Source organism: Chryseosolibacter histidinae, from assembly GCF_018598225.1.
Taxonomy (GTDB): Bacteria; Bacteroidota; Bacteroidia; order Cytophagales; family Cyclobacteriaceae; genus Chryseosolibacter; species Chryseosolibacter histidini.
Genome location: NZ_JAHESF010000032.1, coordinates 51,349 through 67,615, shown reverse-complemented (window position 1 = coordinate 67,615; position 16,267 = coordinate 51,349). Strand labels below are relative to the sequence as shown.

12 protein-coding genes are annotated in these 16,267 nt (G+C 51.8%); 9 read left to right on the top strand and 3 right to left on the bottom strand.

Going from position 1 to position 16,267, the window contains the following annotated elements; genetic code table 11:
- Positions 1–71 precede the first annotated feature (71 nt).
- Positions 72–434, top strand: coding sequence for a DUF1987 domain-containing protein (locus KK083_RS24025; protein ID WP_254168259.1), 363 nt, complete (start codon positions 72–74; stop codon positions 432–434).
- On the opposite strand, the gene KK083_RS24020 is transcribed toward KK083_RS24025, so the two are convergent.
- Positions 421–1,578: a YncE family protein gene (locus KK083_RS24020; RefSeq protein ID WP_254168257.1), complete on the bottom strand. Its 1,158-nt coding sequence runs from the start codon at positions 1,576–1,578 to the stop codon at positions 421–423. The genes KK083_RS24025 and KK083_RS24020 overlap by 14 nt on opposite strands.
- Before the next feature lie 416 nt (positions 1,579–1,994).
- On the opposite strand from KK083_RS24020, the gene KK083_RS24015 reads away from it, so the two are divergent.
- The 3 genes from KK083_RS24015 (at position 1,995) to KK083_RS24005 (ending at position 6,974) form a co-directional block, all read left to right on the top strand.
- Entirely contained in the window at positions 1,995–2,906 is a 912-nt protein-coding gene (locus KK083_RS24015; RefSeq protein WP_254168255.1) for a glycoside hydrolase family 43 protein, read from the top strand.
- 100 nt (positions 2,907–3,006) lie between these two features.
- The gene (locus tag KK083_RS24010; RefSeq protein WP_254168253.1) at positions 3,007–4,311 is read left to right on the top strand and encodes a 2OG-Fe(II) oxygenase family protein; all 1,305 of its coding nucleotides are present in this window, start codon (positions 3,007–3,009) and stop codon (positions 4,309–4,311) included.
- 284 nt (positions 4,312–4,595) lie between these two features.
- Entirely contained in the window at positions 4,596–6,974 is a 2,379-nt protein-coding gene (locus tag KK083_RS24005; RefSeq protein ID WP_254168252.1) for an ABC transporter permease, read from the top strand.
- 128 nt (positions 6,975–7,102) lie between these two features.
- On the opposite strand, the gene KK083_RS24000 is transcribed toward KK083_RS24005, so the two are convergent.
- Positions 7,103–7,483, bottom strand: coding sequence for a response regulator (locus KK083_RS24000; RefSeq protein ID WP_254168250.1), 381 nt, complete (start codon positions 7,481–7,483; stop codon positions 7,103–7,105).
- A 289-nt stretch (positions 7,484–7,772) separates the two neighbouring features.
- On the opposite strand from KK083_RS24000, the gene KK083_RS23995 reads away from it, so the two are divergent.
- The 4 genes from KK083_RS23995 to KK083_RS23980 all read left to right on the top strand — a co-directional run bounded on the left by KK083_RS23995 (position 7,773) and on the right by KK083_RS23980 (position 13,027).
- The gene (locus KK083_RS23995) at positions 7,773–8,267 is read left to right on the top strand and encodes a DinB family protein (RefSeq protein WP_254168248.1); all 495 of its coding nucleotides are present in this window, start codon (positions 7,773–7,775) and stop codon (positions 8,265–8,267) included.
- A gap of 192 nt (positions 8,268–8,459) precedes the next feature.
- On the top strand, positions 8,460–9,446 hold the full coding sequence (locus KK083_RS23990; protein WP_254168246.1) for a zinc dependent phospholipase C family protein: 987 nt from the start codon (positions 8,460–8,462) through the stop codon (positions 9,444–9,446).
- A 93-nt stretch (positions 9,447–9,539) separates the two neighbouring features.
- The gene (locus KK083_RS23985) at positions 9,540–10,922 is read left to right on the top strand and encodes a glucoamylase family protein (RefSeq protein WP_254168245.1); all 1,383 of its coding nucleotides are present in this window, start codon (positions 9,540–9,542) and stop codon (positions 10,920–10,922) included.
- A gap of 182 nt (positions 10,923–11,104) precedes the next feature.
- Positions 11,105–13,027, top strand: coding sequence for a 7TM diverse intracellular signaling domain-containing protein (locus KK083_RS23980; protein WP_254168244.1), 1,923 nt, complete (start codon positions 11,105–11,107; stop codon positions 13,025–13,027).
- On the opposite strand, the gene KK083_RS23975 is transcribed toward KK083_RS23980, so the two are convergent.
- Positions 13,017–13,256: a hypothetical protein gene (locus tag KK083_RS23975; RefSeq protein WP_254168243.1), complete on the bottom strand. Its 240-nt coding sequence runs from the start codon at positions 13,254–13,256 to the stop codon at positions 13,017–13,019. The genes KK083_RS23980 and KK083_RS23975 overlap by 11 nt on opposite strands.
- Before the next feature lie 15 nt (positions 13,257–13,271).
- Between KK083_RS23975 and KK083_RS23970 the strand changes: the two genes are divergently transcribed.
- Positions 13,272–16,259 (top strand): SusC/RagA family TonB-linked outer membrane protein, encoded by a 2,988-nt coding sequence (locus tag KK083_RS23970; protein ID WP_254168242.1) that lies wholly within the window; start codon positions 13,272–13,274, stop codon positions 16,257–16,259.
- Positions 16,260–16,267 lie beyond the last annotated feature (8 nt).

Below are 16,267 nucleotides of genomic sequence, written 5' to 3'. Positions count from 1 at the left end.
TACCGGTTGATCATATTCTGCGTTAATTGGGGCCGGTTATGCACCCTGCGAAACATTAACAAAACTTAACCATGAACCCCTTACACCTCGAAGGCACGCCTGACACACCCACGATCACGCTCAACAAAGCGGATGGAATATTTGAAATAGCAGGAAGATCGCTGCCGGAGGATGTCATTGAATTCTATTCACCAGCCATTGCGTGGATGAAAGAATATGCCAAGGCGCCCAACCCCACAACCGTCTTCAAGTTCAAGCTCGATTATTTCAACACGGCATCATCCAAGGTCATCCTCGAGCTGCTGAACGCTTTAAAAGATATCAAAGGCATGCAGGTGGAATGGCACTACCTGGAAGATGACGAAGACATCCTGGATGCGGGGAAAGAGTTTGCTGAGCAGGTAACCGTTCCCATCACGTTCAAGGCCGGCTAGCCAGCGCTTTTGTCACCCGCCCGATGCCGAACTGGTCTCCGGCTTTTACTGCTTTTTTGCCATCCATGTGGATCTCCACCACTTTTTCACTGTGTACCGCGTTGCCGTTCTCATCTTTGAGCGTTGCCACGATCTTTTTCGTTTTCACGTCGATCACTTCTCCCGTTGAAGGATAGGCATATTTTCCGTCCATGCTGAAGGTGATCCATCCCGGCTGATCCCTCACTTCAATACTCTCTTTCTGTTTGGGCGGCATCACGGTGTTGTCGAAGATGTGCAGGCGCTGGTTGAAGGCATCGCAGAGCCACACCTCTTTTTCATCGGGAGAAAGTCCCACGCCGTGACTGGGACAGCCATGTCTTTTCACAGGTCCCTGGCTGAAACCTTCTACTTCAACACGGTGTAGCCTGGTGCCTGATTGCAGGTCGCCCACCTCGAAGCCCAGCAGCCCGTTGACGTTGACATAACACAGCGTTTGTGCGCCGTTGATGGTGAAGGGGCGGATGGCGTTGCTGAAAGGACCGACCTGCTTCACTACGGTATGGCTGCGGGTATCTGCCACGCCGAGGGTATTGGTCCTCAATCCCGCAAGGTAAACTTTGCTGCCGTCGGGCCCATAGAGTGTGTTGTGTGCCCCGGAGTTGGTCACGATCTGTTTAATCACGTCGCCGGTCTCGGCATCCACCACATGCCAGTGCTCTTTTTCCAGCGAGGGCAGGTAGATAAGCTTTCCATCAGGCGATATGGAGAGGCGGTCGCAGCCACCCTCGTACTTCTTTTCCCACAATACTTTTTCGGTGGCGAGGTCCACCCGTTGCAATGCTTCGAGGGTGGTCACATACATGCTGTTGGTGGCGATGCTCACGGCCACACCTTTCACATTCGAAGGGGTGCCATCGTCTTTGAGACCGCCAGTGGGGATCCGTTTTACAAAACGATGCCCTTCCGCCACATCAAACACCAGGATGCCATGACCGCCATACTCGAGGTAATTGCGGATACCGGGTGTTGCCACATACAGGTACTGACGCACTTTTGCCGGCGTGGCTGTGGTAGTCACCTGCTCTGAAGACGTCCACGACACAGCAACAAAAAGTACAGCGACGCACGCAATAAAAGTGAAGATCCTGGCTTTTAGACTCATACGCAACAGATTTTAAGGTACCATATGAAGATAACCGTTACCAGCACCATGCACAAGCCATTTGGGCTGAGCGGGGAGGAGTCCACGGTCGACGGTCCACAGTCCACAGTCTGTGAGGTCTACCATCATCCTGAACGGTGCAGGCACGAGGATCCCGGTTCCAAAGGAGAATTGCCGTGGACCGTGGACTGTGGACCGTGGACTTTTCAGGAACCTTCCCCTCTTGCGCGGAAGTTACTTCCGTGCGCTTCTTCTCCAACCAGATCAGAGCATCCTTTCCACCGTGGAACTTAGTTCCACAACCCCAGCGTTATCGGGGAACAATTGGCTAACATTCACTGCACGGCCGTGGACCGTGGACTTTTCAGGAACAATTTTTATCGCATAAACAACAGATTTTATCACCCGTACAGACTATGACATCACTACCACCCCGTACCGGCAACCCCATCATCAGGCATAAGTTCACGTCAGATCCTGCGGCCATCGTATACAACGGCACGGTATACCTGTATACCGGCCACGATGAGTCTCCGCCGGGAACGCAGGGTTATGTGATGAACGACTGGCTATGCTTCTCTTCCGAAGACATGATCCATTGGAAAGAACATCCCGTTCCCCTGAAGGCAAAAGATTTTGCCTGGGCGAAGGGAGACGCGTACGCCTCGCAGGTTGCTCATCGCGATGGAAAGTTCTATTGGTATGCGGCCGTCACCCATGCAAGCTTTAAGGGCGGCGCCATCGGTGTTGCTGTAGCCAGTAGCCCTGCCGGCCCTTTCACCGATGCGCGTGGCTCGGCGCTCATTACAAACGATGAGGCTACCCGCACCATCATCGATCCGGCTGTTTTCATCGATGACGATGGCCAGGCTTTTCTTTTCTGGGGAAAGTCGAAGTGTTACTACGCCAGGCTCAAACGCAACATGACCGAGCTTGACGGTGCCCCAACAGAGATCAGCGTTCCCGGATTCGAGGAAGGCGCGCACGTGCACAAGCGTGGTGAATGGTATTATCTTTCGTACGGATTTGAGTTTCCTGAAAAGGTGGCCTATGCCATGAGCCGCAGTATCGATGGCCCCTGGGAATTCAAAGGTATCCTGAACGAGCTTGCCGGCAATTGCCAGACCAACCGGCCCTGCATCATAGACTTCAAAGGAACCTCCTATTTCATTTATCACAACGGTGGACTCCCGCAAGGAGGAAGCCATCGTCGCTCCGTATGCATTGACCACCTTTATTATAATGCTGACAGCACGATGAAGCGGGTGATCATGACTACGGAAGGCGTGCTGGGAGGTACGAGGTACGATTTACGAGGTACGATTTAATGCAGATCGAGCTGTCGTACCTCGTAGATCGTACTTGTTTCGCTATTATTAAAGCTCGGGTTAAGGTTGTAACTTGCCGGCACCCATTGGCTTTAATACTATGATTGCTGTCGATAAAGTTTTTATCCTCGCCTTTCCTGACGATCTCGAAAAGAAAAGGGCGTTGTTCGAGGCGCGACTGAAGACGCTGCCCTTGCCGGAAAATATACCGGTTGAGATCCATCCGTTACCTTCCATAACAGAAGTGAATCAAACCCTTCGCGACTACGGGCTCCTGCCTGTGGAAGGCGGGATCCGCTGGGAGGAAGCAAGCCGTGCCTGCGGCCATTGGAATGTGTGGCAGCGGCATGAGCAACACGACGCAGTGCTGGTGCTGGAGGAAGGTTTTTTGCCGAAGTCGGATCATTATCAGGTATTGCGTACAGACGAACCGTGGGAGATGATCTACCTGGGCCGTTTCGCGTATGGCAGCGATATTCCGTCAGAGGCGCGGGGTATGGTGAATCCCGGATACAGCAACGGCTCGTATGCTTATATGATCAACGCGGCAGGTATGCGGAAGCTGGCAACCTCGCAGTACGATCAGAACGTGATCCCGGTAGGGGAGTTCCTGTCGGCAATGCACGACGCCCATCCCTCGGAGGATATTACTGCGATGTTTGCGCATCGCCTTACCGCCTTGGCTCCCATGAAAAATTTTATCGAGCATGAAGTTTCCGTCAATGGCACAGACGAAACAGCTGCTGACGGGTACAAACCATTGCATCCCGGACTTTTCGAGTTTGAAGGGGAGGCCAGGGAAACCTGGGTGAAAAAATATGTGAACCCCCAGCTGGTGCAGCGGGAGTTCGACCTGATCTGTGATGAGCCCATCGACAACGTTTATACTTTTCCGCTGTTCACGGAGCTGTTCTGCAAAGAGATCATCGAAGAAGCCGAGCACTTTGGTGAGTGGACAAGCTATCGCGGCAAAGACAATCCGCCCACGGATATCAAGCTCGACTCGCTCGGGTTTCACGACATCTACAGCAGCGTACTGAAAGAATTTTTCTTTCCACTGCTCTATCACAAATACCAGCTGAAGGGCGAGGCGTGGAAGCGGCTCAACGCTCAGCATTTTATCGTCAGGTATATCGCCGGTGAACGCGCGCACCTGGGGTTGCACAACGACGGAAGTTATCTCTCCATGATCGTTACGTTGAATACAGACTTCGAAGGCGGAGGAACGTTTTTCCCGAAATTCAAAAAACTGGTCAAACCCGATCAGCCCGGCTATGCATCCATTCACCCCGGCCTGCTGGGATACCTGCACGGCGCAAGACCCATCACCCAGGGCAAACGTTATATCCTGACATCGTTCTTTTTCATGGGCACCCAACATCCTTTTGCGGAAGGAAACTATTAGGCAATTGACAGTTGACAAAGAACAGTTGACAGCGTTCGGTGAATACCTACCCGGCTGTCTTTCAATTCGAAGCGAAAAATACCTGGTCAGTGCCCTGCTCGTTGTCAACTGCGCCCGATGACCATCGGGCATTGTCAACTGTCAACTGTTCGCATCCGGTCATGTTGCTATGAAAACGAACGCCTCGAACAGAGATTTCCCCCATTTCTCCCCCAAACCACGGCTGGCATAGTATTGGCCAAGGCACAGCATACTTTATTATATCTTTCGCATTTCAGTACGGCATGATCATTCAGAACTATCTCCTCATCTCCTTACGGAACTTAATCAAGAACAGGGTTTTTATCGGCATCAATGTTTTCGGGATGGGTATTGCCATTGCCTGCAGCGTGATCGCCTACCTGAATTTCAGGTCAAACCTGTATTTCGATGCGCATCATGAGCATGCGGGTGGTGTCTATCGCGTGAGCGCCATACGCGAGGTGGCATCAGAGGAGAAGTCGAACGCTTCGGTGCCAGTGCCCCTGGGTGCCGCCATCAGGGCGAACGCGGGCGATGTGAAGACGGTGATGCGGTATTACCCGTCGCGCATACAGGTGAGTGTGAAAGACGACCTCGCGCCTGTATTGCTCAGCTATGTGGATCCTGAATTTTTTAAAGTGTTTACGTTCCGGTTCCTGTCGGGCAAACCGACAGCGCTGGAACATCAGTCTGCTATCTTTCTTTCCGCGAGCGCGAGCAAAAGACTTTATGGCACTACCGATGTGTTGGGAAAGACGGTGCGGCAGGTAACGCCCGCAGGAGAAGTGAAAGAGTATGAGATCGCTGCGGTGTTCGAAGATCAGCCCATCACCTCGAGCTTCCAGGGCGACGCGTTTGTTGCTTATGACAATTACTTCGGCACTGGCTCCCGCGACCGCGATGACTGGTCGCAGGTCAATAACCTCTTTGTGCAGATCGAGCATCCGGAACGCATCGCGGCATTGGAAAAGCAGCTGCAGACATACCGCGACAATGTGAATCCGGTTGCGAAGAATTATCAGGTGAAACGTTTTTACCTCGAGCCGTTTGCCGGCATGGCGCAGCGCGATTCACGCTCCGGTTTTGCGGGTGCCCTGACAACGGCGTCGACACCTTTTCCCATTGTGATAGCCCTGGCGTTGATGGCGTTGCTGATGCTGGCCATTGCCTGCTTTAATTTAACGAATACGCTGGTGGCTATTTCCACCAAACGTTTAAAAGAGATCGGCTTGCGCAAGGTGATGGGCAGTGAAAGGATCCACCTGGTCATCCAGTTCATCGGCGAAGCGGTGCTCATCTGTTTTGTGTCGTTCCTCATCGGCCTGGGCATGAGCGATCTGCTGGTGCTGGCGTGGAACGAAATGTGGCCTTTTCTCAAGCTGGAGCTGAAGCTGATCGAGAATATCGACGTGCTGCTGTTCCTCGGAGCGGTGGTGCTGGTCACCGGAACGCTCTCCGGTGTTTACCCGGCCTTTTACGTAAGCAGGTTTCAGCCGGCCCAGATCCTGAAAGGCAAGATCGAGATCGGTGGTACCAATTATTTTACAAGGACGTTGCTGGTGCTGCAGTTCGCCTTCTCGGTAACGGCGCTTTTCTTTTCCATCGCCTTCTATCAGAATTCACTGTTCCAGAAAAATTTTCCCCTGGGCTTTGCGCACAGTGAAGTGCTGGTGGTACCGGTGAAGTCAGAAACGGAGTTCGATAAGATGCGGAATACTTTGATCCATCAACCCGGTGTTGCTGCCATGGGCGGATCTGCCGACCACGTTTTCAGCACGCGCACCACGCTGCCGGTAACGTGCAACGGTATCGATATCGAAGCGGACCTGCTTCGCGTAGGAGAGGGTTACCGCAGCACCCTGGGTTTTGAGCTGCTGGAAGGACGTGACTTCAACCCCGCTTCCGAGAACGACCGCAAAGAATCGGTGATCATCACACAAGACCTCGCCGAAGGTTTTGCACCGGCGAGTGCGCTCGATAAAACCATCACCATCAACGACTCGGTGAAGCTGTACGTGATCGGTGTGATCAAAGATGTTTACAGCCGCGGCATGTGGAAAGAAAAGGTACCCATGGTGCTGCGTTACACAGGCAAAGAAAATTACCGGAACCTGATCGTGCACACGTCAGGCGAAAAAGCAGCCGGCGTGGCCGCGTACATGAAGAAACAATGGAGCGAGCTTTTTCCCGGCAGACCCTACATGGGGTATCGCATGGATGAGATCATCAACGTTGCAGAGGACGTTAACAGGAATGTTACCAGCATCTTCACGTTCCTGGCCATCGTTGCGCTGCTGCTGTCGATCGCCGGATTATATTCTTCCGTGTCGCTGAACATCGCCCGGCGCCTGAAAGAGGTGGGCATCCGCAAAGTGTTCGGCGCATCCATCGCGCAGATCATCTGGGCCACCAACGTACAGTTTGTTGCCATCCTCACGTTGTCAATGCTGGCGGGATGCTGGCTCGGCAGCATGCTGGTGGGTGTGATGATGAAACAGATCTGGACCTATTACCAGGCCGGAAACATCGTTACTTTTTCAGTCTCTGTTATTACGGTGCTCTGGCTGGCCTGCATCATGATCGGCTCCAAAGTTTACCAGGCCGCGTCGGAGAATCCGATTCATGCCTTGCGAGAAGAGTGAGAGGAGTCCACGGTCCACAGTCGACAGACCACGGCCGCGACGCTATGCCACCTGTTCCGTTGATAGCTATCGGTCGATTTGTATCACACTAACTTGCCGTGGACTGTGGACCGTCGACTGTGGACTATTCAAATCAATACCGCCTTCAATTTCTCCTCCGAGAGCGGCTTCGTAAGATAATGTGTGATGCCCATCTGCCGGGCTTTTTCCACGTCTTTGGGGTCGTTCGAAGAGGTGACGATGATCACGGTGATCCTTTCCTTGTTGGGCATATTCAGTCGCTGAAAGGCTTCCAGGAAACCGAAGCCGTCAAGCACGGGCATGTTGAGGTCGAGCAGGATCACATCGGGTGTAGCGTAGGAGCCAGTAAAATAATTGTTGAGCAAGTCGAGCGCCTCACGGCCATTCAGGGCAGTATGGATCTCATTGGCAATGCCCATCTGCTGAAGGGTTTTTGTGCTGAGAAAATTGAAAATGTTATCGTCGTCAACAAGCAGAACATTTTTCATGGGTTTTTGGGTTTGGACTCGGGATTAAACAAAAAACCCATGATACCTTCCCGGATAAGAAGGGTCATGGGCTCCAATTTCAAGATAGGGAAAAAGCGGTTATGCTGCAACCTCAGGGCTGATGGAACCCAAAAAGGAGTAGTAGCAAGAATTAAGAATTAAGGAGGTTATAGCGTGTCATTTGTAAAAAGCTGCTGATCGTCGACGCTTCTCTACAGGTATGTTATTTTATACGTACCTTCCATAACCCCCGGCGTGGTACGATTCATCACCAAATATTGCTGAACATATGGAAATAACATTCGGTAAGGAGTACTTGAACGAGCTCGAAGCGGAAGTTGCTGCCACGCGCAAATGCCTGGAGCGGATCCCCGAAAACCTTTATGGCTGGAAGCCGCATGAAAAATCGATGGCGTTGGGCTATCTCTCATTGCTGGTAGCGGAGATCCCGAAATGGATCAGCCACATCGTGGAGAAGGGCGATATAGACCTCGGCAACTTCGAACATTTCAAGCTGAGCACTACGGCCGGGCTGGTGGCCCATTTCGATGACAACGTACGGGGAGCGAAAAATGCACTGCAGAAAGTTTCAAACGAGGAGCTGGCCAAAACCTTCAACCTGAAGGCCCAGGGACAAATAGTTTTAACGTCTTCGAAAAAAGATATCATTTGGTCATCGATCAATCACTGGGTGCACCACCGCGGACAACTGACGGTCTACATGCGCCTGAACGATATCCCGGTGCCCTCCATCTACGGACCTTCCGCGGATGACAGGGGTTGAGAAGGTACGAAGTACGAGATACGAAGTACGACCGTACCTCGTATCTCCCTCCTGCGCTGAAGCTCCAGCGCACGGGCCAGCGCACCTCGTACCTCGTACCTTCTAACGTCCTCTTGTTCTCCGACCCCGAACATTTTAAAATAATCCATCTCCTTCTGATGCGCACGCTGCAATTTGGCGTAACTTCAGTACATGACACGACTCTCTCTCTTGTTATCACTTGCCGGAGTGCTGGTGATCTCCGCGTTTACCTGGGGTTTCTTTGCGCATCAGCACATCAACCGGCTGGCAGTGTTCACACTTCCTCCCGAGATGATCGGCTTTTATAAAAAACACCTGACCTATATTACGGAAGCTGCGGTGAATCCCGACCGGCGACGGTTTGCTGTTCCGGAGGAAGCACCACGGCACTACCTCGATCTTGATCATTATGGCGACAGCGCCCTGTATAAAATGCCCAGATTCTGGAATACCGCGGTTGAGCGCTACAGCGAAGACACACTGAAAGCTTACGGCATCCTGCCCTGGCACATCCAGCGCATGTACCTGCAGTTGCGCGATGCTTTCCTCGTCAGAGACCCGCAGCGTATCCTGAAGATGTCGGCCGAGATCGGGCACTACCTTGCAGACGCCCACGTGCCCTTGCATACCACCGAGAACTATAACGGTCAGCTTACGGACCAGGATGGCATCCACGCTTTCTGGGAATCGCGCCTGCCGGAGCTCTTCTCGCAGGATTACGATCTTTTCACCGGTGGTGCCACGTATCTTGATAACACCCAGCTTGAAGCCTGGAAGGCCATCGAATCGTCACATCATGCAGTGGATTCCGTGTTGCAGTATGAACGCGCACTCGCCCTGAAATTCGGCGAAAGGAAATATTCATTCGAGGTCAAGGGACAACAGACCATGAAAGTTTATTCGAAGGAATATGCCAGGGCCTATCACGAAAAACTATCGGGCATGGTAGCGCGGCAGATGCGTGTATGCATCCGGCGCATCGGCAGCTTCTGGTATACAGCCTGGATAGATGCGGGGCAACCTGACCTGCAGGCGCTGATCAACTATACGCCAACCGAGGCAGAGCTTCAGCAGAACAGGAAAGAAGTAAAAGAATGGAAAGAGTTGCAGCGAAAAGAGGATCGGCCTAAAGTGAGGGAGCATGAAAGCGGGGACTAGTCCGACCGCACAACCCTGAACTTCCTTTCATTTCTACTAAAAACACTTTTACTTTACAATTTACGTTCCTTTATTTCATTAAATAAGTTTCCTATGCGCCGTTGCCTGTTCCTCCCGTTGTTGTTGACCATCATCTTCTCGTGCTCTGATAAAAAGAATTATACAACACCACCCTCCGTCACGCCACCAGGTGCGAAAGCTTTTTCACTCGATTCACTCTCGCGTCACACTTTCAACTGGTTCTGGGACCTGGGTAACTCTGACAATGGACAGATCCCCGATCGCTGGCCCACCGAGAATTTCTCCAGCATCGCTGCCACAGGATTCGGACTCACCACGTACCTGATCGGTGTTGAACGCGGATACATCACGCGCACCCAGGCAACAGAAAGGGTGCTGAAGACCCTGAAGTTCCTCAACGACCTTCCCAAGGGCGATGCAACGTCAGGTGTGGCAGGTTATAAAGGTTTCTTTTATCATTTCCTCGATCAGAAGACCGGCCTCAGGTTTCAGGAAGTTGAGCTCTCGACAATAGACACCGGCCTGCTGATGGCGGGCATCCTCTCGTGTCAAACCTATTTCGACCAGGATACCGCCGATGAAAAGCAGATCCGTGACCTGGCCGATGCACTTTACCGTGCTGTGGAGTGGGACTGGGCCATGAACGGCGAGTCTACCATGAGCATGGGCTGGCATCCGGGGCGGGGATTTATTAACGCGCGCTGGCAGGGATATAATGAAGCAAACATTCTTTATGTGCTCGCATTCGGATCGCCTACGCATACCATTCCCGCGGGAAGTTGGGACGCCTGGACTGCTACATACCAGTGGGCAACCTACCAGGGCCAGGAGCACGTGAACTTCGGTCCCCTGTTCGGTCATCAGTATTCACACCTGTACATCGACTTCAAAGGCATTCAGGATGCATATATGCGGGAGAAGGGCATCGACTATTTCGAGAATTCGCGCAGGGCTACCTACGCCAACCGGCAATATTGTATTACCAACGCCGCCGGATTTGTTGGCTACGGCGAGAACGTCTGGGGGCTGACGGCCTGCGATGGACCCGGCAACGACAACAAACGAAACCCCAACATCGCCTTCCAGGGATACAACGCTCGGGGTGCGTCACAATTCTACTTGCAGGACGATGGCACCATAGCCCCCACGGCCGCGGGCGGATCGATCCCTTTTGCGCCGGAGATCTGCATTCCCGCGCTGGAAGAAATGTACAACCGCCATGGTGAAAAACTTTATGGACAGTATGGTTTTAAAGATGCCTTCAACATGACGATCGAATACAAGGACGGCACCAAAGGCTGGGTAGACAAAGATTATCTTGGCATAGACCAGGGACCGATCGTGATCCAGATCGAGAACCACAGGAACGGTTTTGTATGGAACCTGATGAAGAAGAATCCCTACATTGTTGCGGGCCTGAAGAAGGCGGGTTTTACAGGAGGATGGCTCCAATAATTTACGTCCCGATAGTATCGGGATCAGATTTTCGATTGATGATTTTTGGGGCAATACTTAAAGCTTGCATCTAAAATTGTACCTCTAAAATCTTAATTCTGAAATTATTAAGTGTCGACTCCCCATTTTTGAATGTGGGAGAAATTGAAGATATTAGGAAAAAGCTAAAAATTTGAAGTGAGATGAGGCGATGGTTGGCCATTTTTCTGATTCTGGGATTTTCCACAGGGGGGCAGGTATGCGCGCAGGAACCTGTGGAGGTCAGCGATGCCATCAACGAGCGCGACTTTATGCCGTATGAGCTCACCATCCTCACGGATACCACCAATACGCTCACCTTCGCAGACATCACTTCGCAGAAATTCGCCGATCACTTTGTGCGCCATTCGGGATACCAGAACACCGATTTCAGGAACAATGCTTCGTACTGGATCCGGTTCCCGTTAAGGCATACCACATCTACGGACAAAGTCTGGCTACTCGAATTCTATGACCAGACCATCGATCACCTCGATGCCTACATCCCGGATGAAACCGGTTCGTATAAAAAGATCAGCATGGGTGACCAGCAACCCTTCACACAGCGCACCTTCATGCACAAGAATTTTGAGGTGGTGCTGCATATGAGCTCAGACACTACCCTCTGTTATTATTTCCGCGTGCGGTCGCACGAGTTTGCCGATATCAGGATCGCTTTCAGGTCGGTGAACCGCTTCGTGTATTACGCCCTGAACGAATATTTTCTGTTCGGCACATTTTACGGAATGATCGTGATCATTGCGCTCTATAATTTCCTGATGTACCTGGCCATCCGGGAGATCAAGAACATCTTTTACATCATGTACATTCTCAGCGTTGCGGCATATGCCATGAGCTACGACGGCATCGGCTTCCAATACCTGTGGCCCAACCATCCCGAATGGAACAATTATGCGGTAGGCATCACGCTGTATTCCGTCATCCTCTGGGGCCTCATATTCACCAGAAGATTTTTGAGCACCCGTGCCAACGCACCAGGGCTTGACCGGGCGCTGAAAGGAATGATCATTGCCCGTTCTGCATTTTTTGTGATGGAGCTGTTCCTGTTCCCGCAGCTGCTCACGCTGCGCACCATCGAGATCATCCCCCTGTCGCTGATCTTTTACACCGCCATCGCTGTGTGGAGTCGCGGCTACCGGCCTGCCCGCTTTTTTGTGATCGCTTACGGTATTCTCTTCGCCGGATTTTTCATTCGCACACTGGTATACTTCAACGTGCTGCCCTTTACCACGCCATTGCATTACAGCCTTCACTTCAGCTTTGCCTTGGAGATGCTGTTCCTCACGTTCGCGCTGGGCGACAGGATCAGGATCCTGAAAGATATGCGTGACAGGGCCCTGAAACGTATCATCCACCAGCATGAGGTGAACATGCAGCTGAAAGACAAGGTCACCCGCGAGCTCGAAGACAAGGTGAACGAGCGCACCAACGAGCTCAACCTCAAAAACAGCCAGCTGGAGGAAAGCAATCAGAAACTTGCCCGGCAGTCAGTGGAGATCAACCAGATCAATTCCATGCTCGACCTGGACAACTGGAAACTGAAGAACAGCCTGAAGGAGGTGCTGAACGAGCGGCTGATGGAGAAAACGATGGACTACAAACAGTTCCAGACGTTGTACCCCGATGCGCTGTCGTGTTACCGGTTTTTAGAGAACCTGAAATGGGAGAAGGCATTCCATTGCCGCAAATGTGAGAACGAGAAATACTTCGATGGCGCCCAGAAATTTGCCCGCCGGTGTACCCGATGCGGCTATAATGAGTCGATCACTGCTTTTACGATCTTCCACAGCATTAAATTCCCCATTGAAAAGGCTTTTTATATCGCCTATCTGGCTGTGACCGGAAAAAAGGATTACACCCTGGAGGCGCTGGCCAACCAGCTGAACCTGCGCGTAAATACCGTCTGGGGCTTCAAGCACAAGGTGACGGAGCGTATCCAGGAGCTTGAAAAGAAGGGGAACCGGCCCACGGCATCACGCTGGGAAGAGATCATCCTCTTTTATGAACCCCATCAAAAAGGGCACGACACCCGGCATAAAGTGCTCGAAGACGGCCTCATCGGCTAGGGTAAAATGGAAGGTCTGGAACGCCATGTTTTTCTTCCACAAAAGTGAAGGCACCAATACCCTGAATTCCCGCAGCAATCGTTTGAAAATAATGTTTTTCTTCCGCAAAAACTTCGCGGGAGAATTCGGCAAATCGACCCCGTAAAAGGCCAGTTTTAAACAAAATATCTCCCCAAAAATCAGCCTTCTCTCTAATTTGATGAACTGAATCTGGAAGGATCACAGCCAATTCAGAAAATCTATCATGAGGAGAGTTTTTACTTATCTGATGTTCACGCTGTTACCAGCGATGGTGATGGCGCAGGTCCGTACCGTTACCGGGAAGGTCACTTCCTCTGAGGATGGTCTGCCCTTGCCTGGCGTTAGCGTGGTGGTACAAGGCACCAATAAAGGAACCGCAACGGATGCTGAGGGGCAATACAGCCTTGAGCTGGCGCCGTCTGAAACCACATTGATCTTTTCGTTTGTAGGATACAAAACACAGGAAGTTGCGGTTGGCGAGCGTACCACTATCGATCTTGTGCTGGAAACCGACTCGCAAATGCTGGAAGAAGTGGTGGTCATCGGATATGGAACAGTAAGGAAGTCGGATCTGACCGGTGCGGTTTCTTCTGTCAGGGGAGAAGACCTTACAAAGATCCCGGCTGCTTCGCCAATGCAGGCGTTGCAGGGCAAAGTGTCCGGTGTTCAGATCACCACCAATACAGGCGCTCCCGGTGCGGGGCCCATTGTACGTGTGCGAGGTGTTGGTACCTTCAACAATGCCGACCCTATTTTTGTGGTTGATGGCGTGATCCTCAGTGACATCAATTACCTGAATGCCGCCGATATCCAATCCGTTGAAGTGTTGAAAGATGCTTCTGCCACGGCCATCTACGGATCGCGCGGGGCCAACGGCGTGGTGCTCATCACCACCAAAAGAGGCACCCCCGGCAAAGAAGGCATGTCGGTCAACGTCTCTGCCGAATACAGCATTCAGCAGCTGCAGAAAAAGATCGACCTGTTAAACGGCCGTGAATTTGCCATCATCGCCAACGAGCTGAGGCCTGGTTCTTATAACAACGTTGACGCGGTGCCCAATACCGACTGGCAGGATCAGGTGTTTCAATCAGCGCCCATCCAGAACTACCAGGTTTCCGTAACCGGATCGACCCAAAAAATGGAGTACTACCTGGGCCTGGGTTATTTCAACCAGGAGGGCATCATCCCCAAATCGAACTACGAACGTGTAACTTTGCGGTTCAATAACACTTACCGGCTGGGCGACGCCGTTCGTGTGGGAAGCAACCTGAGCTTTACACCTTTCAAGCAGCAGAACACACACATCAATGCGGCATTCAACGCATACCGTGCGCAACCTACCATTGCGCCGCGGCAGCCTGATGGCAGCTATTCACCGGTGCCGGGCGTTGGCAATCCGCTGGCTGATATCGAGTACACCAACAACTTCGACAATGTGATCCGCTCTGTGAGCAATGTGTTCGGAGAGGTGGACATCCTGAAAGGTCTTACACTGCGCACGAGCTTCGGTGTGGATGTGGAATACAAGAAGAACAGGAGCTACACGCCTCAGTTCTTCGTGAACGCACAGCAGGAGAATTCAACGAGCGATCTTACCAAGTTGTTCGAAGACCGTGCGAACTGGCTGTGGGAGAATACGATCAGCTACAACAAACAATTAGGCAAGAGCAGGATCAGCGCCGTGGCCGGTTACACCATGCAGGAGTCGACCACTGAAAAAATGGAAGTGGTGGGTGAGAACATCCTTCGTGACGATGAAGACCTGTGGTACATCAATCCGGATAACATCAATGGAGGCCGTGTGAAGAATGAGGTGCTTCTCGATAACTACTTTTCGATGATGTCGTACCTGTTCAGGGCGAACTACACCTTTGATGACCGGTATCTTTTCACAGCCACTTTCAGGAGAGATGGATCGTCGAAATTCATCAGCAAGAACCGTTATGCCAATTTCCCTTCGCTTGCCATTGGATGGAATGTGATCAACGAAGGCTTTATGCAGGATGTGGGCAAGCTTTCCAATTTCAAAGTGAGGGCCAGCTGGGGTATCGTAGGAAATGAGAAGACGAAGTATGACAGGCAATATTCCGGCGTGCTGAACGGCGTGGGTGCCGTGTTTGGTCAGAATGAAACGTTGTATCCGGGATCTACCTATGGCGAGTCGGGCAATCAGAACCTGCGCTGGGAGCAGACCCAACAGATCGATGCCGGCGTTGAGCTGGGATTCTTCGATGACCGCCTGAACATTGAGCTGGACTATTTTCACAAAACCACGGAAGATATCCTGATCGACCTGCCGGTGCCCGGATATCTCGGTAACGGTGTGGGGAAAACAATTACCTACAATGCTGCGGAAGTCCTGAACAGAGGATTTGAATACAACGTATCATGGGAAAGCGAGTGGAATGGTTTCCGCTACAGGATCGGTACCGTAGGCACCACGATACACAACGAAGTGCTCAATGTATTTGGATCAAAAGATCCGAATGATAAGTTATTCAATGCCAACAGCACCACGGCCACATCGGTAGGCCGGCCCATAGGATCGTTCTATGGTTATGTGGTGGATGGCATTTTTCAGAACCAGGCGGAGCTCGATGCCTATCCGCACAGGTCGGACGCCGGTGTGGGTGATCTCCGGTTTAAAGATGTTAATCCTGATAATGCGCTCACCAGCGACGACCGTACTTACATCGGCTCGCCCATTCCCACATTCCTCTATGGGTTGAACCTCGAGGCGGGTTTTAAATCCTTTAACCTGTCATTCGATTTCCAGGGTCAGAGCGGAAACAAGATCTACAACGAAAAGGAGACCGTGCGTGTGGAGATGTATAATTTCGAACAACACGTGGCCAACCGCTGGAGGGGAGAAGGTACAAGCCAGACCGAGCCGAAAGCGAGCATCGGAGGTTATAACTTTTTACCTTCTACACGTTTTGTGCAGGATGGCTCTTATTTCCGCCTGAGAAACGTAACGCTCTCTTACAAACTGCCGGCGGGCCTGCTGACAAAAATGAAAATGAATGCGGCCAGCGTGTATGTGCGTGGCACCAACCTGTTCACCATCACCGATTTTACGGGCTATTCTCCTGAGGTCGGTTTCCCCCTCGACAGAAATCAGTCAGGCGTCAGCTCTTTGAACACCGGAATTGATGCGGGTACATATCCCGTTTCTGCCATTTATTCTTTAGGCCTTAATCTCACATTCTAGTCAAAGCC

Excerpts from the sequence above, each read along its gene's own strand:
- KK083_RS23995 (WP_254168248.1), top strand. The coding sequence starts at position 7,773 with ATGGAAATAACATTCGGTAAGGAGTACTTGAACGAGCTCGAAGCGGAA.
- KK083_RS23970 (WP_254168242.1), top strand. The coding sequence starts at position 13,272 with ATGAGGAGAGTTTTTACTTATCTGATGTTCACGCTGTTACCAGCGATG.
- KK083_RS24010 (WP_254168253.1), top strand. The coding sequence starts at position 3,007 with ATGATTGCTGTCGATAAAGTTTTTATCCTCGCCTTTCCTGACGATCTC.
- KK083_RS23990 (WP_254168246.1), top strand. The coding sequence starts at position 8,460 with ATGACACGACTCTCTCTCTTGTTATCACTTGCCGGAGTGCTGGTGATC.
- KK083_RS24015 (WP_254168255.1), top strand. The coding sequence starts at position 1,995 with ATGACATCACTACCACCCCGTACCGGCAACCCCATCATCAGGCATAAG.
- KK083_RS23980 (WP_254168244.1), top strand. The coding sequence starts at position 11,105 with ATGAGGCGATGGTTGGCCATTTTTCTGATTCTGGGATTTTCCACAGGG.
- KK083_RS24025 (WP_254168259.1), top strand. The coding sequence starts at position 72 with ATGAACCCCTTACACCTCGAAGGCACGCCTGACACACCCACGATCACG.
- KK083_RS23985 (WP_254168245.1), top strand. The coding sequence starts at position 9,540 with ATGCGCCGTTGCCTGTTCCTCCCGTTGTTGTTGACCATCATCTTCTCG.
- KK083_RS24020 (WP_254168257.1), bottom strand. The coding sequence starts at position 1,578 with ATGAGTCTAAAAGCCAGGATCTTCACTTTTATTGCGTGCGTCGCTGTA.
- KK083_RS24000 (WP_254168250.1), bottom strand. The coding sequence starts at position 7,483 with ATGAAAAATGTTCTGCTTGTTGACGACGATAACATTTTCAATTTTCTC.
- KK083_RS24005 (WP_254168252.1), top strand. The coding sequence starts at position 4,596 with ATGATCATTCAGAACTATCTCCTCATCTCCTTACGGAACTTAATCAAG.